General features: G+C 62.1%; 21 protein-coding genes and 1 tRNA gene. 5 read left to right on the plus strand and 17 right to left on the minus strand.

The features are described 5' to 3' along the window. Window positions 1–4: 4 nt before the first annotated feature. From ACK6AU_RS01310 to rluD, 4 genes are all read right to left on the minus strand, one after another. Window positions 5–80: transfer RNA gene (locus tag ACK6AU_RS01310), tRNA-Asn, on the minus strand. 297 nt (window positions 81–377) lie between these two features. Then, window positions 378–2,942 (minus strand): ATP-dependent chaperone ClpB, encoded by a 2,565-nt coding sequence (clpB, locus tag ACK6AU_RS01315; RefSeq protein WP_185698382.1) that lies wholly within the window; start codon window positions 2,940–2,942, stop codon window positions 378–380. Between the two features lie 130 nt (window positions 2,943–3,072). Further along, window positions 3,073–3,798: a peptidoglycan editing factor PgeF gene (pgeF, locus tag ACK6AU_RS01320; RefSeq protein WP_409297334.1), complete on the minus strand. Its 726-nt coding sequence runs from the start codon at window positions 3,796–3,798 to the stop codon at window positions 3,073–3,075. Continuing rightward, window positions 3,795–4,757: a 23S rRNA pseudouridine(1911/1915/1917) synthase RluD gene (rluD, locus tag ACK6AU_RS01325; protein ID WP_409297336.1), complete on the minus strand. Its 963-nt coding sequence runs from the start codon at window positions 4,755–4,757 to the stop codon at window positions 3,795–3,797. Before rluD ends, pgeF begins: the two co-directional genes overlap by 4 nt. A 150-nt stretch (window positions 4,758–4,907) precedes the next feature. Here rluD and ACK6AU_RS01330 point away from each other — a divergent pair, with 150 nt between their 5' ends. The 3 genes from ACK6AU_RS01330 to ACK6AU_RS01340 all read left to right on the plus strand — a co-directional run bounded on the left by ACK6AU_RS01330 (window position 4,908) and on the right by ACK6AU_RS01340 (window position 7,890). Then, entirely contained in the window at window positions 4,908–5,930 is a 1,023-nt protein-coding gene (locus ACK6AU_RS01330) for an outer membrane protein assembly factor BamD (protein WP_185698379.1), read from the plus strand. Window positions 5,931–6,058: 128 nt separating this feature from the next. Then, on the plus strand, window positions 6,059–6,292 hold the full coding sequence (locus tag ACK6AU_RS01335; protein WP_409297339.1) for a PP0621 family protein: 234 nt from the start codon (window positions 6,059–6,061) through the stop codon (window positions 6,290–6,292). A 266-nt stretch (window positions 6,293–6,558) separates the two neighbouring features. Next, window positions 6,559–7,890: a sigma-54-dependent transcriptional regulator gene (locus ACK6AU_RS01340; RefSeq protein ID WP_409297341.1), complete on the plus strand. Its 1,332-nt coding sequence runs from the start codon at window positions 6,559–6,561 to the stop codon at window positions 7,888–7,890. Here the strand turns inward: ACK6AU_RS01340 and thiO are convergent. The 6 genes from thiO to pilV are packed head-to-tail and all read right to left on the minus strand — an operon-like array spanning window position 7,887 to window position 11,430. Next, complete coding sequence (thiO, locus tag ACK6AU_RS01345; RefSeq protein WP_185698376.1) at window positions 7,887–8,999, minus strand: glycine oxidase ThiO; 1,113 nt, start codon at window positions 8,997–8,999, stop codon at window positions 7,887–7,889. The two genes, ACK6AU_RS01340 and thiO, sit on opposite strands and share 4 nt — an antisense overlap. A gap of 56 nt (window positions 9,000–9,055) precedes the next feature. Further along, entirely contained in the window at window positions 9,056–9,457 is a 402-nt protein-coding gene (locus ACK6AU_RS01350) for a type IV pilin protein (RefSeq protein WP_185698375.1), read from the minus strand. Between the two features lie 15 nt (window positions 9,458–9,472). Next, the gene (locus ACK6AU_RS01355) at window positions 9,473–9,820 is read right to left on the minus strand and encodes a hypothetical protein (RefSeq protein ID WP_185698374.1); all 348 of its coding nucleotides are present in this window, start codon (window positions 9,818–9,820) and stop codon (window positions 9,473–9,475) included. Next, window positions 9,807–10,280 carry a PilX N-terminal domain-containing pilus assembly protein gene (locus tag ACK6AU_RS01360; RefSeq protein ID WP_260497940.1) on the minus strand — a complete coding sequence of 158 codons (474 nt, stop codon included), beginning with the start codon at window positions 10,278–10,280 and terminating at the stop codon, window positions 9,807–9,809. The genes ACK6AU_RS01355 and ACK6AU_RS01360 overlap by 14 nt, the downstream gene beginning before the upstream one ends. Further along, window positions 10,280–10,990, minus strand: coding sequence for a PilW family protein (locus ACK6AU_RS01365; protein WP_185698373.1), 711 nt, complete (start codon window positions 10,988–10,990; stop codon window positions 10,280–10,282). The genes ACK6AU_RS01360 and ACK6AU_RS01365 overlap by 1 nt, the downstream gene beginning before the upstream one ends. Then, window positions 10,987–11,430 (minus strand): type IV pilus modification protein PilV, encoded by a 444-nt coding sequence (gene pilV / locus ACK6AU_RS01370; RefSeq protein WP_409297344.1) that lies wholly within the window; start codon window positions 11,428–11,430, stop codon window positions 10,987–10,989. Before pilV ends, ACK6AU_RS01365 begins: the two co-directional genes overlap by 4 nt. A 276-nt stretch (window positions 11,431–11,706) precedes the next feature. Here pilV and ACK6AU_RS01375 point away from each other — a divergent pair, with 276 nt between their 5' ends. Beyond that, complete coding sequence (locus ACK6AU_RS01375) at window positions 11,707–12,231, plus strand: GspH/FimT family protein (protein WP_185698372.1); 525 nt, start codon at window positions 11,707–11,709, stop codon at window positions 12,229–12,231. Here the strand turns inward: ACK6AU_RS01375 and ispH are convergent, their stop codons facing one another. The 6 genes from ispH to murJ form a co-directional block, all read right to left on the minus strand. Next, the gene (gene ispH, locus ACK6AU_RS01380) at window positions 12,232–13,179 is read right to left on the minus strand and encodes a 4-hydroxy-3-methylbut-2-enyl diphosphate reductase (RefSeq protein WP_185698371.1); all 948 of its coding nucleotides are present in this window, start codon (window positions 13,177–13,179) and stop codon (window positions 12,232–12,234) included. It abuts the gene before it with no gap. Window positions 13,180–13,302: 123 nt separating this feature from the next. Further along, window positions 13,303–13,755, minus strand: coding sequence for an FKBP-type peptidyl-prolyl cis-trans isomerase (gene fkpB, locus ACK6AU_RS01385; RefSeq protein WP_185698370.1), 453 nt, complete (start codon window positions 13,753–13,755; stop codon window positions 13,303–13,305). Continuing rightward, on the minus strand, window positions 13,748–14,260 hold the full coding sequence (lspA, locus tag ACK6AU_RS01390) for a signal peptidase II (RefSeq protein ID WP_185698369.1): 513 nt from the start codon (window positions 14,258–14,260) through the stop codon (window positions 13,748–13,750). Before lspA ends, fkpB begins: the two co-directional genes overlap by 8 nt. Continuing rightward, complete coding sequence (gene ileS / locus ACK6AU_RS01395) at window positions 14,253–17,084, minus strand: isoleucine--tRNA ligase (protein WP_409297347.1); 2,832 nt, start codon at window positions 17,082–17,084, stop codon at window positions 14,253–14,255. Before ileS ends, lspA begins: the two co-directional genes overlap by 8 nt. Before the next feature lie 13 nt (window positions 17,085–17,097). Next, the gene (ribF, locus tag ACK6AU_RS01400; RefSeq protein WP_185698367.1) at window positions 17,098–18,042 is read right to left on the minus strand and encodes a bifunctional riboflavin kinase/FAD synthetase; all 945 of its coding nucleotides are present in this window, start codon (window positions 18,040–18,042) and stop codon (window positions 17,098–17,100) included. Window positions 18,043–18,171: 129 nt separating this feature from the next. Further along, window positions 18,172–19,710 (minus strand): murein biosynthesis integral membrane protein MurJ, encoded by a 1,539-nt coding sequence (murJ, locus tag ACK6AU_RS01405; RefSeq protein WP_409297349.1) that lies wholly within the window; start codon window positions 19,708–19,710, stop codon window positions 18,172–18,174. A 251-nt stretch (window positions 19,711–19,961) separates the two neighbouring features. Here murJ and rpsT point away from each other — a divergent pair, with 251 nt between their 5' ends. Next, the gene (gene rpsT / locus ACK6AU_RS01410) at window positions 19,962–20,240 is read left to right on the plus strand and encodes a 30S ribosomal protein S20 (protein WP_009050949.1); all 279 of its coding nucleotides are present in this window, start codon (window positions 19,962–19,964) and stop codon (window positions 20,238–20,240) included. A gap of 111 nt (window positions 20,241–20,351) precedes the next feature. Here the strand turns inward: rpsT and ACK6AU_RS01415 are convergent, their stop codons facing one another. Further along, window positions 20,352–20,813 (minus strand): CreA family protein, encoded by a 462-nt coding sequence (locus tag ACK6AU_RS01415; protein ID WP_068581040.1) that lies wholly within the window; start codon window positions 20,811–20,813, stop codon window positions 20,352–20,354. Window positions 20,814–20,823 lie beyond the last annotated feature (10 nt).

Below are 20,823 nucleotides of genomic sequence, written 5' to 3' on the forward strand. Positions count from 1 at the left end.
AAGTTGGCTCCGTGACCAGGACTCGAACCTGGGACCCAATGATTAACAGTCATTTGCTCTACCGACTGAGCTATCACGGAACTGATGACTTCAAGCTACAACGTGTTGCTTCATCCTCTTCGACCTTCTGCGTATCGCTACGTTCACGTCTCTGAGGCGCGCCATTTTACAATCTTTAAAACCTCTGTCAACCCCCTAAATTGCTTTTAAGACAATGATTTGCGACTTCATTGCCGGTTTCTTCTGCAGCAGAAAAAACCTGAGGGGTGACTGACTGCGGGGCGCACTTTACAAGCCTTTTCCTTACAGTTCAACGCCCTAGTGAAAAAAAAAAGGCCTCGCAATGCGAGGCCTCTTCGATTTCAGGCTACCAGCGATCAGTTGAAGACGATCTCGTCGTCCTGCACCACCGCCGTGATGGTGCTGCCAGGCAGGAAACCGCCGGACAGGATCAACTGGGCCAACGGGTTCTCGATCCAGCGCTGGATCGCCCGTTTCAGCGGCCGGGCACCGTATACAGGGTCGTAACCCACGGCGATCAGCTTGTCCAAGGCTTCATCGCTCAGTTCCAGACGCAATTCGCGTTCCGCCAGACGACTGCGCAGACGCCCCAACTGGATCTGGGTGATACCAGCGATCTGATCCCGGGCCAGCGGCTCGAAGATCACCACTTCGTCGACCCGATTGATGAATTCCGGCCGGAAGTGAGTGGAGACCGCATCCATCACCGCAGCGCGCTGGGCCTCGCGGTCGCCCACCAGCTCCTGAATCTGCGCCGAGCCCAGATTGGAAGTCATGACGATCACGGTATTGCGGAAGTCCACCGTACGCCCATGGCTGTCCGTCAAACGTCCGTCCTCCAGGACCTGCAGCAGAATGTTGAACACATCCGGGTGTGCCTTCTCCACCTCATCCAGCAGGATCACCGAATACGGTTTGCGACGTACGGCTTCCGTCAGGTAACCGCCTTCCTCGTAACCGACATAACCCGGAGGCGCGCCGATCAGGCGAGCCACGGAGTGTTTCTCCATGAATTCGGACATGTCGATCCGTACCATGGCCTCTTCAGTGTCGAAGAGAAATTCCGCCAGAGCCTTGCACAGCTCGGTCTTGCCCACCCCGGTCGGGCCGAGGAACATGAACGAACCGCTTGGCCGGTTCGGGTCCGCCAGGCCAGCACGGGAGCGGCGCACGGCATTGGATACCGCCACCACGGCTTCATGTTGGCCAATGACTCGCTGATGCAGCAGGCTTTCCATCTTCAACAGCTTATCGCGCTCGCCCTCGAGCATTTTCGACACAGGAATGCCGGTCCACTTGGACACCACCTCGGCAATTTCTTCCTCGGTCACCTTATTGCGCAGCAGCTGGTTCTCGGTCTTGCCATGCTGATCGACCATCTGCAGGCTACGCTCCAGATCCGGGATCACTCCGTACTGCAACTCGGCCATGCGGTTGAGGTCGCCCTTGCGCCGCGCAGCTTCCAGCTCCTGGCGAGCTTGCTCGATCTTTTGCTGGATCTGCGCCGAGCCCTGCACCTCAGCCTTTTCAGAGGCCCAGATCTCTTCGAGGTCGGAGTACTCACGCTCCAGGCGCTCGATTTCCTCGGTCAGTTTTTCCAGACGCTTCTTCGCTGCGTCGTCTTCTTCCTTCTTCAACGCCTGGGACTCCACCTTCAACTGGATCAGGCGGCGGTCAAGGCGATCGAGCACTTCCGGCTTGGAATCGATCTCCATGCGGATACGGCTGGCCGCTTCGTCGATCAGGTCGATGGCCTTGTCCGGCAACTGGCGATCGGTGATATAGCGGTGGCTGAGCTTGGCCGCGGCGATGATCGCACCGTCGGTGATCGCTACCTTGTGGTGCACTTCATAGCGCTCTTTCAAGCCACGCAGGATAGCAATGGTGTCCTCCTCGCTCGGCTCCTCCACCAGTACTTTCTGGAAGCGGCGTTCCAGAGCGGCGTCTTTCTCGATGTACTGGCGGTATTCGTTGAGCGTCGTGGCGCCCACGCAGTGCAGCTCGCCACGGGCCAGGGCCGGCTTGAGCATGTTACCGGCATCCATGGCACCCTCGCCCTTGCCGGCGCCGACCATGGTATGCAGTTCGTCGATGAACAGGATGATCTGCCCTTCCTGCTTCGCCAATTCGTTGAGCAGCGACTTGAGGCGCTCCTCGAACTCACCGCGGTACTTGGCGCCAGCGATCAGCGCGCCCATATCCAGCGCCAGCAGGCGCTTGCCCTTCAGGCCGTCGGGCACCTCGCCATTAATAATCCGCTGGGCCAGGCCCTCGGCAATGGCGGTCTTGCCCACGCCAGGCTCGCCGATCAGCACCGGGTTGTTCTTGGTACGACGCTGCAGTACCTGGATGGTGCGGCGAATCTCGTCGTCACGACCGATCACTGGATCGAGCTTGCCGTCCTCGGCACGCTTGGTCAGGTCGACGGTGTACTTATCCAGTGCCTGGCGCGACTCCTCGACGTTGGCGTCATTCACCGCCTCGCCGCCGCGCAGGTTATTGATGGCGTTTTCCAGGGCCTTCTTGCTCACGCCCTGGCCCAGCAGCAGTTTGCCGAGCTTGCTGTTTTCATCCATGGCCGCCAGCAGCACCAGTTCACTGGAAATGAACTGGTCGCCTTTCTGCTGGGCCAGGCGATCGGCCTGGTTGAGCAGGCGCGCCAGGTCCTGGGACATGTTCACGTCGCCAGTGGGGTTCTGGATCTTCGGCAGTTTGTCGAGCTCTTTGCTCAGTTCCTTGCGCAGGCTGTTGACGTCGAAACCCACTTGCATCAGCAGGGGCTTGATGGAGCCACCTTGTTGTTCAAGCAGGGCCTGCATCAGGTGCGCCGGTTCGATGGCCGGGTGGTCGAGGCCTACCGCCAGGGATTGGGAATCGGATAAAGCCAGCTGGAGCTTGCTGGTCAATCGGTCTATACGCATTAGTCACCTTCCTTTTGAGCAGGCCGGAGCGATGGACACACCTAAATAGAGAAACCTGCCAGATGATTCCCTAGATGCGGTCGATTCTGGGAGATTCAAGCGTCAGCTGCTTGACGCAAGTCAGATTAGTCTAGCGCTCGAGCCAGACGAGGGAGGCGAAACGCCCGGTACGCGGATTGCGCCTATAGGAGAAGAAACGCGGGTCGCTGACAGTGCAGTAACCACCGCCATAAACAGCGGTGACACCACGGGCCGCCAGGCGCAGGCGTGCCAACTGGTAGATATCGGCCATGAAACGCCCGGCATTGATGCTCGGGACAAAGGCCTGCCCGGCCTCGGCCAACTGGGTGACGAACGCCTCGCGCACTTCGGCGCCCACTTCGAAACGCTGTGGACCTATCGCCGGCCCCAACCACACCAGGACCTGGTCGGCGGGCACGTCGAGGTGGTCGAGCGTGGCTTCCAGCACTCCGGCAGCCAGCCCGCGCCAACCGGCATGGGCGGCCGCGACCCGGGTCCCGGCACGGTTACAGAACAGCGCCGGCAGGCAGTCGGCGGTCATCACCGCGCAGGCAACGCCCGGCGTGGCGGACCAGCTGGCATCAGCGGTTGCAACCACGGCGGGATCGGCGTGGGCCACCGCGACCCCATGCACCTGCTGCAACCAGGCCGGAGCGATGGAGAACCGCTCGGTGAGGCGACGCCGGTTCTCGGCGACCGCTTCGGGTTGGTCATCGACGTGATCACCGAGGTTGAGGCTGTCGAACGGCGCCAGGCTGGCGCCACCGCTGCGGGTGGTGACACAGGACTTGACCCCGGCCGGCGCGGGCCAGTCAGGAATCAGCCAGTCATTCATCCGATGAACGCCTCACGGTCTTGCTTGAGCAGCGACAGTAGCCAGACGAAGTCTTCCGGCAACGGCGACTCCCAGCTCATGCGCTTGCCGGTGGTCGGGTGGTCCAGCTCCAGGAAGCGCGCATGAAGCGCCTGGCGCGGGAAGTTCTTCAGCGAATCGACCATGGTCGGGCTGGCGGCCGGAGGGATACGGAAGCGACCGCCGTACGCCGGATCGCCCACCAACGGGAAATTGATGTGGGCCATGTGCACCCGAATCTGGTGGGTACGCCCGGTTTCCAGCTTGACCCGCACATGAGTATGGGAGCGGAAGCGCTCCAACACCCGGTAATGGCTGACGGCCGGCTTGCCACCTTCCATCACCGCCATGCGCTGGCGCTGCTGGCCATGGCGACCGATGGGGGCATTGATCTTGCCGCCTGCGGTCACCACGCCGATCACGATGCATTCATATATGCGGCTGACGGTGCGGCTCTGCAACTGAGCCACCAGTTGCGTCTGCGCCTGGATGGTCTTGGCCACCACCATCAGGCCGGTGGTGTCCTTGTCCAGGCGATGGACAATGCCCGCCCGCGGCACATTGACGATGTCGGGAACATGATGCAGCAGCGCATTGAGCAAGGTGCCATCAGCATGGCCGGCAGCCGGGTGCACCACCAGGCCCGCCGGTTTGTTGATCACCAGGATGTCGTCGTCTTCGTAGACGATGTCCAGCTCGATGTCCTGGGCAACCCACTCACCCTGGGCTTCCTGTTCGGCGGTCAGCTCGAGGACGGAGCCACCATGCACAATGTCACGGGGACGCAGCACCACTCCGTCCACCGTCAGGCGACCGTCCTTGATCCAGGCGGAAAGGCGCGAGCGTGAATGCTCGGCGAATAATTGGGCGGCGACTTGATCGAGGCGTTGACCGCCCAGTTCGGACGGCACCTCTGCGCGAAGTTCTATTTTATCGGACATGCTCGGACTGGGGGTCGGCACAGCCTTTGGTTTCGGCTGCACGCTTGTGGTTAAATACGGCGTCTTTTGCCCCGAGGCTCTCAACGGGGCGCTCATCATAACAGGACGGCCCCGCCCAAGACAGCGGCCGTCATAGGGACGCAAGCCGCTATGCAAGTGAAACACCTGCTGCTGATCGCCATCCTCGCACTGACCGCTGCTTGCTCATCGAAGGAAGTCGTTGACGAAAACCTGAGCGAAGTCGAGCTGTACCAGCAGGCGCAGACCGACCTGGACAACCATAGCTACACCAGCGCCACCGCCAAGCTCAAGGCCCTGGAATCGCGCTACCCCTTCGGTCGCTACGCCGACCAGGCGCAGCTCGAGCTGATCTATGCCAACTACAAGAATGCCGAGCCGGAAGCCGCCAAGTCGGCTGCCGAGCGTTTCATTCGCTTGCACCCACAGCACCCGAACGTCGACTACGCCTACTACCTCAAGGGCTTGACCTCGTTCGACCAGGACGTCGGCCTGCTGGCGCGCTTCCTGCCGCTGGACATGACCAAGCGCGACCCGGGTGCCGCCCGCGACTCCTACAACGAATTCGCCCAGCTCACCAGCCGCTACCCGAACAGCCGCTACGCCCCGGATGCCAAGCAGCGCATGATCTACCTGCGCAACCTGCTGGCTTCCTATGAAATCCACGTAGCCGACTACTACCTCACCCGCCAGGCCTATGTCGCCGCCGCCAACCGTGGGCGCTACGTGGTGGAGAACTTCCAGGAAACCCCATCGGTAGGCGACGGCCTGGCGGTCATGACCGAGGCCTACCAGCGCCTGCACCTGGATGAACTGGCAGCCACCAGCCTGGAAACCCTCAAGCTCAACTACCCTGACCACCCCAGCCTGGTGGACGGCCAGTTCGTGCCGCGGGTAGCCGAGGCCGACAACCGCTCCTGGCTGAGCAAGGCCACCCTGGGCCTGATCGAATCCCGTCCGCCGCTGCCGCCGGGAGAAACCCGCGCCAACCAGGACATCATGAAGCAGTACCAGGATGCCAAGGATGCGATCCCCGAGGAGCTCAAGCCCAAGGACAGCAACGGCGAAGTGATCGAGGAAGAAAATCACCAAGCCGCAGGCAACAACGAAGACCGCTCCTGGTTCAGCTACATGACCTTCGGCGTATTCGACTGATCAGCAGCAGCCTATCCAAGAAAGGGAGACTTCAAGTCTCCCTTTTTCATGCCTGTAATCCTGGGGGCCTGTGCGGCCGGCGGGCGCTTGGCTAAACTGCCGCATCTTTCCTCAAGAAACTGGATGCCATGGTTCGTCTACTGTTCTGGATCGCCCTGATTGCCGCTGCGGTATGGTTCTGGCGCAAATTCAAACGCCCGGCCTCGGCTCCCCGCCCCTCCGCTGAGCCGAGTAGCACGCCCATGGTGCGCTGCGCTCACTGCGGCGTACACCTGCCCCAGGACCGGGCCCTGGGCCTGGCGCAGCAGTGGTATTGCAGCCAGGCCCACCTGGAACAAGGCCCCGGCAGCCAGAACCGCTGATCGCCCCCGCCCTGTGCCTGGCGGCACAGGGCAATCGCCCCATCGCCATAATTGGCGACAAAAAACCTCCGCCCTCCAAGCCGTTGGGCTAATCCCCCCAGCCCCCGGATCCAGTGGCTCTGCTGCCTCCCGAGCAGGCCCGAGCCCCGAACCGGCGCCACCACTTCCACCGCTGCCCTGCCGCTCTTGCCTAGCGGGCCTAGACTTCAACTCTCGGCCTGGCGATACGCCGGCTACCCATTCTTCATGGATGAAAGCGCACTGTCATGAATCCACCGCAAACGGTCCTGGTGGTCGATGGGGCCAAGGAAGTACGCGCCCTTGTGGAAATCACCCTTGGCCGGATGCGCCTGCACACCCGCAGCGCACGCACCTTGCAAGAAGCCCGCGACCACCTGAGGCACAATCGTTTCGACCTGTGCCTGACCAACCTGCATCTGCCGGACGGCAGCGGCCTGGAACTGCTGAAGCATATCCGCCAGGACCATTCCCGTATTCCCGTGGCCGTACTCAGTGACGACGCCAGCCAGCAGGCCGCTGCCAGCGCCTTGCAGGCCGGGGCCTGCGATCTGTTGCACAAACCCCTGGATCTCAAACATCTAAGAGAACTGGTCGGCAACCGACTCAAGCCACCTGTGCCCCGCGAAAACCCGGCAAGCAAGCAACTACTGGGCAACTCACCTCCCATGGCAGCCCTGCGCCGCCAGATCGCCAAGCTGGCGCCCAGCCAGGCAGCGGTCTACATCAGCGGCGAGTCCGGTAGCGGTAAGGAACGGGTCGCCCGCCTGATCCACGACCTGAGCCCCAGGGCCCGGCGACCATTCATTGCGGTCAACTGCGGAGCCATCCCTTCGGAGTTGATGGAAAGCGAATTCTTCGGGCACCGCAAAGGCAGTTTCAGTGGGGCCCTGGCGGACCAGCCCGGGCTGTTCCTGGCCGCACAGGGCGGTACCCTGTTCCTCGACGAAGTAGCCGAGCTGCCGCTGGCCATGCAGGTGAAACTCTTACGCGCCTTGCAGGAAAGGTCTGTGCGGGCGGTGGGCAGCCAGACAGAGGAAGCGGTGGACCTCAGGATTCTGTGTGCTACCCACCAGGACTTGAAGCAGCAGGTGGAGGCCGGGCGCTTCCGCCAGGATCTGTACTATCGCGTGAATGTCATCGAACTGCGGGTTCCGCCCCTGCGCGAGCGCCACGCCGATATCAGCCTGTTGGCCCGGCATATCCTGCAGCGCCTGGCCGTCGACAGCGGCCAGACGGTAGCCCAGCTGAGCTCGGAAGCGCTGCTGGCGCTGGAGGCCCACGATTTTCCCGGCAATGTGCGAGAACTGGAAAACCTGCTGGAACGGGCACAGATTTTCCGCGAAGGACAATGGATAGAAGTGGCGGACCTCGGCTTGCCCTGCGCCAGCCAAGCGGAAAGTTTCTTGCCCCCCGCCGCGATCGCGTTCGACCTGGCGCGGCACCTGCAACAGGTGGAACGCCAGTTGCTGCTCCAGGCACTGGAAGCATGCCGTTGGAACCGCACGGAGGCGGCTCGCCGGCTGGGCCTGTCGTTTCGCTCGATGCGTTATCGCTTGAAGAAACTGGGGCTGGACTAGAAGCGCGCCTCGATGCGTCTGGCAGGAGCATATGGCTGTGGATCGACGATCGGCTGGTTGCCCAACAACAGGTCGCAGAACAATTGACAGGAGGCCGGCGCCAACACCAGGCCGTTACGGTAATGCCCGCAGTTGAGCCACAAACCGTCGAATCCGGGAACCTGTCCGATGTAGGGAATGCCTTCGGGAGAGCCCGGGCGCAAGCCCGCCCAATGCCCAACCACCTCTGCATCCGCCAGGGCCGGGATCAGCTCGACGGCCGAGGCCTTGAGGCTATCCAGGGCAGAAGCGGTCGGAGTCTTGTCGAAACCTTCATGCTCCAGGGTACTGCCCACCAGGATATGCCCATCACGCCGGGGAATCGCATAGCGTCCCTTGGCCAGGACCATGCAGGACAAGAAGTCGGCGGCGCACTTGTACAGGATCATCTGCCCCTTGACCGGTTCCACCGGCAACGCCAGCCCCAGGCTGGACAGCAACTCGCCGCTCCAGGCCCCGGCACAAAGCACCACCTGGTCCGCCCTCAACTCGCCCAGGGCGCTGTGCACGCCCACCACTCGCTGCCCATCCCGGATAAACCCCGTGACCTGGCATTGCTCGTCGATATGCACATTGGGCAGGGCCTGCAATGCCGCCTTGAGGGACTTGACCAGGCGCGGGTTACGCACATTGGCCACATTGGCCATGTAGATCGCCTGCTGATAGCCGCTCCCGAGCACCGGCACCGCATCATGTACGGCGCTGATGTCCACCTGGCTCAACGGGCGTCCTTCACGCCGCGCCCACTCCAGGGCCAGGGCCTGGTCTTCCAGGTCCAGCCAGTAGAGGCCGGTGGTATGCACCTCGGGGTCGATCCCGGTATCGCTGAACAGCTGCCTTGCAAGCTGCGGATAGAAATCCTGCGACCAGTGGGCCAGTGCGGTGACTGCTGGACTGTAACGCCAGGGATAGAGCGGGGAAACGATCCCGCCACCGGCCCAGGAAGACTCACGCCCCAGGTCAGAGCGCTCCAAGAGCCGCACTTGCTGCCCCTTGGAGGCCAGGTTGTAGGCGGTGAGCAGGCCGATCACTCCGCCTCCGATCACCAGCACTTGCTGTTGCTTAGCCATAGATGGTTCCAGTCAATGAGAAAGACAGTGGGCGCCTGGGCTCCCGAAGCAGGTACTCAGCGGCCCCAGCAGTCCTTGGTCGTCACCCCATCGGCCTGGCCTGCCAGGCCGATGGCACCGGCCTGGTCGAGGGTGAAGCTGCCGCACTTGTCGGTCGCCATCAGGCCATCGGCCTTGGGCACCGCCGTGAGCGAGAATCCGCTGTCGGTCAGGGTTGCGCTGAGGCTGTAGTAATCATTGCCCGTGCTCAGGCCGGATGCATTGCTGTAGAGCCCCGCCGTGGCATGATGGCGCTCGAGTAGCTGTGCCTGCTCGGTGAGCAGCACAGTGACCTCACTGCGGTGCGGCTTCCTCATGTACTCGGTGATGCTGGGAAGGCTCAAGGTGAGGACCAGACCGATGATCGCAATCACGATCATGATTTCGATCAGGGTAAGACCTTGGTTGGATCTGCGCATGGTCAAGAATCTCGCTTACTGGATTTGTCGCCACAGGATGCGCCGGCCACCGGCACCGGGGCGCTGCATAGGGAGCTCGATAGTGCCGTCCTCAGTCTCCTGGGAGAGGTTGTCAGAGGGGGCCGGCATCGGGGCGCCGAGCATCTTACCGCCGAATACAGGTGCATCGGGCAAATTCCCGCCATCGATATTGCCGCAGCAAGCCTCCGGTTCCTGGGGCGACAACAGCGTCATCCCTTGCGCCGTCACCAGGTCATCAGCCAGCGCCTGGATAGTAGTCGCTGGGCACAGCACCCACAGCAGGCCGCCCAGGGCCAGCAGGCTGCTGCGCCAACGTCCGCGATCCGCGTCAGTATTTGGCATAGATGCTTTCCAGCACGCTGCGTGCCTGGCCCGCCAGGCCGATGGCCGTCACTCGATACAGGGTGGCCGTGACCTCCTCGGGCAATCGGACCGCCCCCTTGACGAGCCCCAGGTTCTGCACCGCGTAGTAACCATCGACCGTTGCCACCCAACGCACTCCGGAAATTGCGTTCCAGCCAGCATCGACCACCCATGACGACTCGCCAGGGGGAGCGCACTGCACTGGCGTGGCACATGCCGGCCAGGAGATCCCCTTGCGCACTTGCGCCTCGCCCAGGCGCAATGCCGTCTCGGCGGCCTCAAAGGCACGATGCTGCTGGGCCAGGCTGGCGGCCATCCGCTCCTGCAGGGTGGCGTTCTGCATGGCTGACACACCGATCATCGTCAATAGCGACAGGAACAACAGGCTGGCCAGCAACGCCATGCCTCGTTCGAAGCGCAAACCGGGAAGCGATTGCATCAGGACAACCTGTTGCGCAAGGCCGCCACGAGGGTAAACCCCTGGGGCCGGACGGCACCACTCGGGTCGCCCAGGGTCAGGCGCAGCCGTACGCTGAGGATCAATGCGGGGTCGCCAGGCTGACGGCCATAGCCTGCCAGGGCACTGTCCGTAGCCGAGCGGGCCAGGCCAAAACCGATGTCGAAGGACTGGACGTTGTCCAGCAGCACCATCTGTTGTTGCTCGAGGCCGGTGCCGAACAGCAACTGCTGGTTCCTGAAGCGGTAGGACACCCGGCGCAAGGCGAACACCTGTTGCCCGTCCCCTGCTTTCCGAGCCCCCGAATAGACCACTGCCTCCTTCCGGCAGTCGGTGACCAGGCTCCAGGTCGGCGCGCCATCGACCTCTCCTGCATCGACGGTCACCAGGCTCAGTTTCTGCTCCGTGTCACTCCAGTGAATTGGCGTCGCCGCCAAGCGAGAAAAACTCCCACCCTCACTGGCATCGCGAACCCTCCTCAGGCAACCGGAGAATCCAGCCATGCGGATTTCCCGGAGCATCTTGCTCAGGACGAAACGCGCCTCCTCTTGCTGGTAGGCCGAGGCGCCCTGGCTGAGATAGGTCTGCTTGGCCGCCATGAACACCCGACTCGCCCCGAGCACCAACACCAGGCTCAACGACAGCGCCATCATTACTTCCACCAAGCCGAAACCCCGGCTCCAACGGTTCACGGCGTCCCATCCGAGGCTATTGCCATCCGGCTGCCAAGCATCAACTCACGCGGCCGCTCGCCGGAACCCGAGGCACGCGAGTCATCCCAAGTGATGTGAACGATGTAGAGGCCCTGGCCGACATCGACGCGGCCCCGGGCATCGACACCAGCGAAATTCGCAACCTCCCTGGCGAAATCCGCCAGGTCCTGGGCTCGCAGGCTGCCTGAAGCCGCCTCCCCCGGCTTGGCCTGGAGAGCATCCGGCTGGATGCTGGTTCGAATCCGCTCGAGCATGCCATGGGCGATGAAGCTCGCCTGGGTACTCATCCGTGCGCTATCGGTGTACTGCAAGGCCTTGAGCTGTATCGCCGCGGCCCCCAGCAAGCCCAAGGCGAGGACCAGCAACGCCACCAGGACCTCGATCAGGGTCATGCCGAACTCGTTTCCTGCTCCTTTCATCCGAAGCTCCTCCGATCCGTGGAGAACGGCATACCAGGCCCGGTCAGCCTCGCCGCCTCTTGAGGTTAGCCGGCAATGGAGCGCAGTTCGCTATCTGGTACACCCGGCAACACATTGCTGGGGTCGGCCCGGGTCCAGGTGCCAGTGGTCGGCAATTCCTTGTATGCAAATTGACCATCTAGCCTGGGAACGCCCGGGCTATAACAAACGAGCCCTTGAATCACCAAGGGCCGTGCACGGATAGCGTGAAGTTGTGTTTCCAAGGAGGGAGACGCCATGCAACAGAGAGGTTTCAGCTTGCTAGAGCTCTTGATCACCCTGGCCCTGCTGGCGATCCTGCTGCCTCTGTCCGGCAGCGGGCTCGGCCAGTTGCTGCAATCGAATCGACAATTGGATGCTGCTCGAACCCTCGCCAGCGACCTGCGCAATGCTCGGGCGGCAGCCATCCTGCAACGTCACACGGCCCTGGTACACGGGCTGGACGGTGACTGGAGCAAGGGTTGGCGAATCATCCTGGATGCCAGCGGCAAGGGGCCTGACGACCCGCAGAATCCCCTGCTGGTAGAGCGCCGGCAGGCCGGGCACGTGCAGATAATCGGCAATCGTCCGGTGCAGCACTTCGTGCGCTTCGGCGTCCAGGGCAATCCGTTGTTGCCTACTGGCGCCTTCCAGGCCGGCACGCTGCATATCTGCCAGAGAGGCCAGGCAGACAGCCGTCACCAGGTGGTGCTGTCGCGTAGCGGGAGGATCAGCCTGCGCAGCGACATCGCCGAGCAGGCCCTGTGCATGAGTGCAGGATGATCAGAGCAGGGAGCGAACCCGCAGTTCCTTGGGCATGGAAAAGGTGATGTTCTCTTCACGGCCGGCCAACTCGTCGGCACCGGTGGCGCCCCAGGCTTGCAGCTGCTGGATCACGCCGCGCACCAGGACTTCCGGAGCCGAGGCGCCGGCGGTGATACCGATGCGCTCGACACCATCGAACCAGCTGCGTTGCAGGTCCTCGGCGCCATCGATGAGATAGGCCGGGGTGGACATGCGCTCGGCCAGCTCACGCAGGCGATTGGAGTTGGAACTGTTAGGGCTACCCACTACCAATACCACGTCGCACTCGTCGGCCAGTTGCTTGACGGCGTCCTGGCGATTTTGCGTGGCGTAGCAGATATCGTCCTTGCGCGGCCCGCCGATGGCCGGGAAGCGCGCACGCAAGGCGTCGATCACCCGGCTGGTGTCGTCCATGGACAAGGTGGTCTGGGTCACGAAGGCCAGCCGCTCGGGATTCCGTACCTGCAGCCTGGCCACGTCGTCTTCATCTTCCACCAGGTAGATGGCGCCGCCGTTGCTGGCGTCGTACTGGCCCATGGTGCCTTCGACCTCCGGGTGACCGGCGTGGCCGATGAGGATGCATTCCCGACCATCGCGGCTGTAACGCGCGACTTCGATATGCACCTTGGTCACCAATGGGCAGGTAGCGTCGAATACCTTGAGGCCGCGACCGGCGGCTTCGCTGCGTACAGCCTGGGACACGCCGTGGGCACTGAAGATGACGATGACATCGTCTGGCACCTGGTCCAGTTCCTCGACGAAGATCGCCCCGCGATTGCGCAGGTCCTCGACGACGAACTTGTTATGTACCACTTCGTGCCGGACATAGATCGGGGGCCCGAAGACCTCCAGGGCGCGATTGACGATTTCGATCGCCCGGTCCACACCGGCGCAGAAGCCACGGGGGTTGGCGAGTTTGATTTGCATGCTGTGCCTCGTGTCTTGCGCGCAAGGAATAATCATGGCAACCGCTTCGCGGTTGATCGCAAGCAAGCCCGCCCCGGCCAGAACACCGATGTTCTTGCCGGGGCGGGCTTGCCCGTGATGCGGTTAAAGCGCCTTGACGTCGATGATCTCGACATCGAAGGTCAGGGTCTTGCCGGCCAGCGGGTGGTTGAAGTCAACGGTGACCTGGGCATCATCGAAGCTTTTGACCACGCCGGGCAATTCGGTGTTCGCCGCATCGTTGAAAATCACCAGCAACCCCTCCGACAGCTCCATGTCCTGGAACTGCGAACGGGGGATCACCTGCACGTTCTGCGGGTTTGGCTGGCCAAAGGCGTTTTCCGGCTCGATGGTCAGGTTACGCTTGTCCCCTGCCTTGAAGCCAAACAGCGCCGCCTCGAACCCTGGGAGCAGGTTGCCATCGCCAACCTTGAAGGTCGCCGGGGCTTTGTCGAAAGTGCTGTCTACCGTGTCACCGTTCTCCAGGCGCAATGCGAAATGCAAGGTGACTTCGGTGTGCTGGCCGATACGTTGTCCAGCCATTACCTGTTCAGTCATGAACGGTTTCTCCGGTTTTCTTACTCTTGAACATATCCAGGGCCAGCATTACGGCACCGACGCTAATAGCGCTGTCGGCGAAGTTGAATGCCGGGAAGTACCAGCGGTTCTGCCAGTGCACCAGGATGAAATCGATCACATGGCCCAGGACGATGCGGTCATACAGGTTGCCCAGGGCACCACCGAGCACCAGGGCCAGGGCGATGGCCAGCCAGGTTTCGTTACGCCCCAGGCGCTTGAGCCAGACCACCAGCACCGCACTGACCACGACGGCGATCAGGGCGAATAGCCAGCGCTGCCAGCCCGAACCATCGGCCAGGAAGCTGAAGGCGGCACCGGTGTTGTAGGCCAGGGTCCAGCTGAAGTAGTCGGGAATCACCACGATCTGCTGATACATGGTCAACGAGTTTTCGAAGTGCAGCTTGCTGGCCTGGTCGATGACCAGGACCAGCACGCTCAGCAACAGCCAGCCCAGACGACCGAAACGGCCTGCGGCATTAGGCATAGTGACGGACCTCGCCTTCACCGCTGATGTTATCTACGCAGCGACCGCAGATTTCAGGATGCTCAGGATGGACGCCGACGTCTTCGCGGCAGTGCCAGCAACGGGCGCACTTGGCGAAGCTCGACTTGACCACTTTCAGCTTGAGGCCGCTGACCTCGGTGGCTACCGCGTCCGCTGGAGCCTGCGCCAGGGGCGCGACACTGGCGGTGGAGGTGATCAGCACGAAGCGCAGTTCGTTACCCAGCTTGGCCAGGTCGGTCGACAGCCCGTCCTCGGCGTACAGCGTTACTTCGGCCGGCAGGTTGCCGCCCACCGCTTTAGCGGCACGCTGGTTCCCAGGCTCCTTGTTGACCGCGCCCTTGACCGCCATGATCCGCTCCCAGTAGGCGCGATCCAGCTCGAAGCCTTCCGGCAGCTCGCTCAGCCCCTCGTACCAGGTGTTGAGCATCACCGACTCATTGCGCTCGCCCGGCAGGTACTGCCACAGCTCGTCGGCGGTGAAGGCCAGGATAGGCGCGATCCAGCGCACCAGCGCTTCGCTGATGTGGAACAGCGCGGTCTGGCAGGAGCGACGGGCCTTGCTGTTGGCGCCGGTGGTGTACTGGCGATCCTTGATGATGTCCAGGTAAAAGCTGCCCAGTTCCTGCACGCAGAAGTTGTGCACCTTGGAGTAGACGTTCCAGAAACGGTACTCACCGTAGTGCAATTCCAGCTCACGCTGCAGCAGCAAGGTACGGTCCACGGCCCAGCGGTCCAGGGCCAGCATGTCTTCGGCTGGCAGCAGATCGGTGGCGGGGTTGAAGCCGCTCAGGTTGGAGAGCAGGAAACGCGCAGTGTTGCGGATCCGCCGGTAGGCATCGGCACTACGTTGCAGGATCTGGTCGGATACCGCCATCTCGCCGGAATAGTCGGTGGCCGAGACCCACAGGCGCATGATATCGGCACCCAGGGTGTTGTTGACCTTCTCCGGCTCGATGGTATTGCCCAGCGACTTGGACATCTTGCGCCCGCTCTCGTCCACGGTGAAACCGTGGGTCAGCAATTCGCGGTACGGCGCGTGGCCGTCGATGGCGCAACCGGTGAGCAGGGAAGAGTGGAACCAGCCACGGTGCTGGTCGGAGCCTTCCAGGTACAAGTCGGCGCGCGGACCAGTGACGTGGCCGATATCGTGGGAGCCACGCAGCACATGCCAGTGGGTGGTGCCGGAATCGAACCAGACGTCCAGGGTGTCGGCGATCTTGTCGTACTGGCCAGCTTCGTCACCGATCAGCTCGGCGGCGTCCAGTTTGAACCAGGCCTCGATACCTTCTTTCTCGACGCGCTGAGCCACCTCCTCCATCAATTCGACAGTGCGTGGATGCAGCTCGCCGGTCTCCTTGTGCAGGAAGAACGGGATCGGCACGCCCCAGTTGCGTTGGCGGGAAATGCACCAGTCCGGACGGTTGGCGATCATCGAGTGCAGGCGGGCCTGGCCCCAGGCCGGCACGAACTGGGTGCTCTCGATAGCCTGCAGGGCACGCTCGCGCAAGGTGTCACCGGCCACTGGCTGCTTGTCCATGCCCACGAACCATTGCGCGGTGGCGCGATAGATCAGCGGCGTCTTGTGACGCCAACAGTGCATGTAGCTGTGGCTGATGGTCTCGGAGTGCAGCAGAGCACCGACTTCGCTCAGCTTATCGACGATGGCCGGGTTGGCCTTCCAGATGAACTGGCCGCCGAAGAACTCCAGGGAAGGCGCGTACACACCATTGCTCTGGACCGGGTTGAGGATGTCGTCGTTGACCATGCCGTAGCGTTTGCAGGTCACGAAGTCGTCTTCACCGTAGGCCGGCGCGGAGTGAACCACACCGGTACCGGCGCCCAGCTCCACGTAGTCGGCCAGGTATACCGGCGACAGGCGATCGTAGAACGGATGGCGGAAATTGATCAGTTCCAGGGCCGAACCCGGGGCAGTCGCGATCACCGAACCTTCCAGGCCGTAGCGGGCCAGGCAGGACGCCACCAGTTCCTCGGCCAGGACCAACAGGCGCTCGCCGGTGTCCACCAGGGCGTAGTTGAACTCCGGGTGGATGTTCAGCGCCTGGTTGGCCGGAATGGTCCACGGGGTGGTGGTCCAGATCACGATGGCTGCGGGCTTGGTCAGCTTGGCCAGGCCAAAGGCGGCGGCCAGCTTGTCTTCGTCAGCCACAGGGAAGGCCACGTCGATGGTGGCGGACTTCTTGTCCTGATACTCGACTTCCGCCTCGGCCAGGGCCGAACCGCAATCGAAGCACCAGTTCACTGGCTTGAGCCCCTTGAATACGAAGCCACCCTTGACCATTTCCGCCAGGGCGCGGATTTCGCCGGCCTCGTTGGCAAAGTTCATGGTCTTGTAGGGGTTGTCCCAGTCACCCAGAACACCCAGGCGGATGAACTCGGTCTTCTGGCCCTCGATCTGCTCGGAGGCGTAGGCACGGCACAGCTCGCGGGTCTGGTCCGAGGTCAGATTCTTGCCGTGGGTCACTTCGACCTTGTGCTCGATCGGCAGGCCATGGCAGTCCCAACCCGGTACGTAGGGCGCGTCGAAACCGGACAGGGTCTTGGAGCGAACGATCATGTCCTTGAGGATCTTGTTCAGCGCATGACCGATGTGAATCTTGCCATTGGCATAGGGAGGGCCGTCGTGCAGAACGAACTTGGGACGATCCTTGCCAATCTCGCGCAACTTTCCGTACAGGCCAATGCTGTCCCAACGCTGCAGAATCTGTGGTTCGCGCTGAGGCAGGCCGGCCTTCATTGGGAAGGCGGTGTCCGGAAGGTTTAACGTGGCTTTATAGTCGGTCATTTAAGGCTCTTCATTAGCGATTGGCGCTATGGATACGTGCAACTTGGGCACGGGCGGCGGCAACATCCGCATTGATCGCCGTCTTCAACGCCTCCAGGGAGGCGAAACGCTGCTCTTCACGCAGCTTTTGGTGGAAAACCACCGTCAAACGCCGGTCGTACAGGTCACCGGCAAAATCTAGAAGATGAATCTCCAGGTGGGCCTTGCCGTCACCTGCGACCGTGGGTCGGACGCCGATGTTGGCAACTCCGGGCCAGGCCTGGCCATCGATGTCGACACTGACCAGGTAAACCCCGGAAAGCGGTACACGACGGCGCTTCAACTGCACGTTGGCAGTGGGCGTACCCAGCTGGCGCGCCAGCTTCTGCCCATGCAGCACCCGACCGGCAATCCGGAAGGGGCGACCGAGCAGACGCTCGGCAAGATCGAAATCGGCAGCGGCCAGGGCATTGCGGACCTGGGTGCTGCTGATGCGCAACCCATCCATTTCCACAGTGCGGGCCGCTTCGACGGTAAATCCGTGGGTCGCACCGGCCTGCTGCAGGAACTCGAAGTCTCCGACCCGGTCGCAGCCGAAGCGGAAGTCGTCACCGACCTCCAGGTGCCGCACACCCAGGCCATCCACCAGGATTCGCTCGACGAACTCGCTGGCGCTGAGCTTGCCCAGGCGCTGGTTGAACGCCAGGCACAGAACCCGGTCGACCCCGGCTTGCGCCAGCAATTGCAGCTTGTCCCGCAGGCGGGTCAGGCGCGCTGGAGCGGTTTCGGGAGAAAAGAACTCACGCGGCTGCGGTTCGAAAATCACCACGCAGCTGGGTACGCCCAACTCGAGCGCACGCTCACGCAGCCGGTCCAGGATAGCCTGGTGACCACGGTGAACACCGTCGAAGTTGCCAATAGTGGCGACGCAGCCCCGATGCTGGGGGCGCAGATTGTGAAGGCCTCGAACCAGCTGCATAACGCGCTTCTTGCTCATAAAGTGGCCGATTATAACCACACCGGGCGGCTGACGACAGGCAGCACCGCAACCCAAAGTGATCGAACCGACAAAACCTGTGTCCACCCTGCTGCGACGACCGGATCCTCGTCAGCCCAGGGCCTTGCGATTGAAATCCCGCAGGCGGAAGCCCAGCAGGGCCAGCATGCCGAAATAAGCCACCACGCCGGCTACCACCAGAGCGCCCAGGCGCAGGAAACGCTGGAGCATATGCCCCTCATCCCAGGCTGGCATGTAGTGCATCGCGCCCAACAGCACCGCCGACATGACCAGCACCGCGGCCAGCAACTTGAGGATGAACATCCCCCACCCCGGCTGCGGCTGGAACATCCGCTGCTTGCGCAGCTGGTAGAACAGCAGGCCGGCGTTGATGCAAGCCCCGCCGCTGATGGCCAGGGCGAGCCCGGCATGTTTAAGGGGACCGATCAGCGCCAGGTTCAACAACTGGGTGACCACCAGGGTGAAGATGGCGATTTTCACCGGGGTCCGGATGTTCTGCTGGGCATAGAAGCCCGGAGCCAGCACCTTGATCATGATGATGCCCAGCAAGCCGATTGCGTAAGCCACCAGCGCCCGTTGGGTCATGGCTGCATCGAAGGCGCTGAACTCACCATACTGGAACAGCGACACCGTCAATGGCTCGGCCAGGATCCCCAGCGCCAAGGAACAAGGCAACACCAGAATAAAGCACAGCCGCAGCCCCCAATCGAGGATCCGCGAATACTCGTGGCGATCCTGGCTGGCATAGGTCTTGGCCAGGGTCGGCAGCAGGATGGTCCCCAACGCCACCCCCAATACTCCGGACGGCAGCTCCATGAGCCGGTCGGCGTAGTACATCCAGGAGACCGAGCCAGCCACCAGGAACGAGGCGAAGATCGTGTTGATGATCAGCGAAATCTGGCTCACGGACACCCCGAGGATCGCCGGCAGCATCTGTTTCAGGACTCGCCAGACCCCGGTATCACGCAGGTTAAGACGCGGCAGTACGAGCATGCCGATCTTCTTCAGGTGCGGCAGCTGGTACAGCAACTGTGCCAGGCCACCGGCCAACACCGCCCAGCCCAGGGCCATCACCGGCGGATCGAAATACGGCGTGAGGAACACCGCGAAGATGATCATGCTGACATTGAGCAGGGTCGGCACGAAGGCCGGTACCGAGAAACGGTTCCAGGTATTGAGGATCGCCCCGGCCAGGGACGAGAGGGATATCAGCAATATATAAGGAAAGGTCACCCGCAACAGGTCGGCAGTCAGGGCGAACTTTTCCGGGGAATCGACGAAACCCGGCGCCGTGACCCAGATGACCCAAGGCGCAGCGATCATTCCCAGGGCCGTGACCAATGCCAGTACCAGGGTCAGCAAGCCGGATACGTAGGCGATGAAGGTACGCGTCGCCTCTTCGCCCTGCTGGGTCTTGTACTCCGCCAGAATCGGTACGAAAGCCTGGGAGAATGCCCCTTCGGCGAAGATCCGCCGCAGCAGGTTGGGCAGCTTGAAGGCGATGAAGAAGGCGTCCGTGGCCATGCCGGCACCGAAGGTACGCGCGATGATGGTGTCACGCACAAACCCCAGCACTCGGGAAAGCATCGTGATAGAGCTGACGGCGGCCAACGACTTGAGCAGGTTCATGAAAAGCTTTGTGCCTTGTAGATAAACAGCGGGCGAAAAGGCGCCCACTTGTGCGATACTCCGCGCCGCAACAGCACAGAGCCAAAGCTCGCGAGTTTACAGGTCAAGCGCCGGAAATAAATATCCCGCCACTTCCGATCGACCACTCAGCGGAACGCATCAGCTGCCCTTGACAACACACCAACTCATCGGCATGATTCGCGGCCTATTTTGTTTGCTATTTCCCAAAAAGTCTTTCGAGGAGCTCGACGGTGGCCAACTCACCTTCCGCCAAAAAACGTGCAAAACAGGCTGAGAAGCGTCGCAGCCACAACGCCAGCCTGCGTTCCATGGTTCGTACCTACATCAAGAACGTAGTTAAAGCCATCGACGCAAAAGACGCCGAAAAAGCGCAAGCCGCTTACGTTCTGGCCGTGCCAGTTATCGACCGCATGGCCGATAAAGGCATCATCCACAAGAACAAAGCTGCTCGCCATAAAGGCCGCCTGAATGGCCACATCAAGGCTCTGAAGCTCGCTGCTGCCGCCTAAGCGACACGCTTGTTGAAAAACCGACCCAAGGGTCGGTTTTTTATTGGCTGCAATTCAGCCCACCCGACGAGCCAGCCCAACACCCACAGGACCAACTCGCCAGCGATCAGATTATTGGTGCGACCAAGGCAGGATCGGAATCGCCGTCACCGCATTCTGCGGGCTACCCTCGATCAACCGATCGCTATAGACCAGGTACACCAGGGTATTGCGCTTCTTGTCGAGGAAACGCACCACCTGCATGGTCTTGAACACCAGCGAGGTACGCTCCTTGAATACCTCCTCACCATCCTTCAGGTCACCCTTGAAGGCAATCGGCCCCACCTGACGACAGGCAATGGAGGCCTCGGCTCGATCCTCCGCCAAACCCAGGCCACCCTTGAGCCCCCCTGTCTTGGCCCGCGACAGATAACAGGTCACGCCATCGACCTTGGGATCATCGAACGCCTCGACGACGATCCGATCATTCGGCCCGACGAACTTGAAGACCGTGGACACCTGACCAATTTCCTCGGCCGACGCCATGAGCGGCATCGCCAAGAACAAACCCAACAACCCCTTTGCCATGCGCATGCGTTTTTTC

The organism is Pseudomonas sp. KCJK8993, from assembly GCF_046230915.1.
GTDB lineage: Bacteria > Pseudomonadota > Gammaproteobacteria > Pseudomonadales > Pseudomonadaceae > Aquipseudomonas > Aquipseudomonas piscis.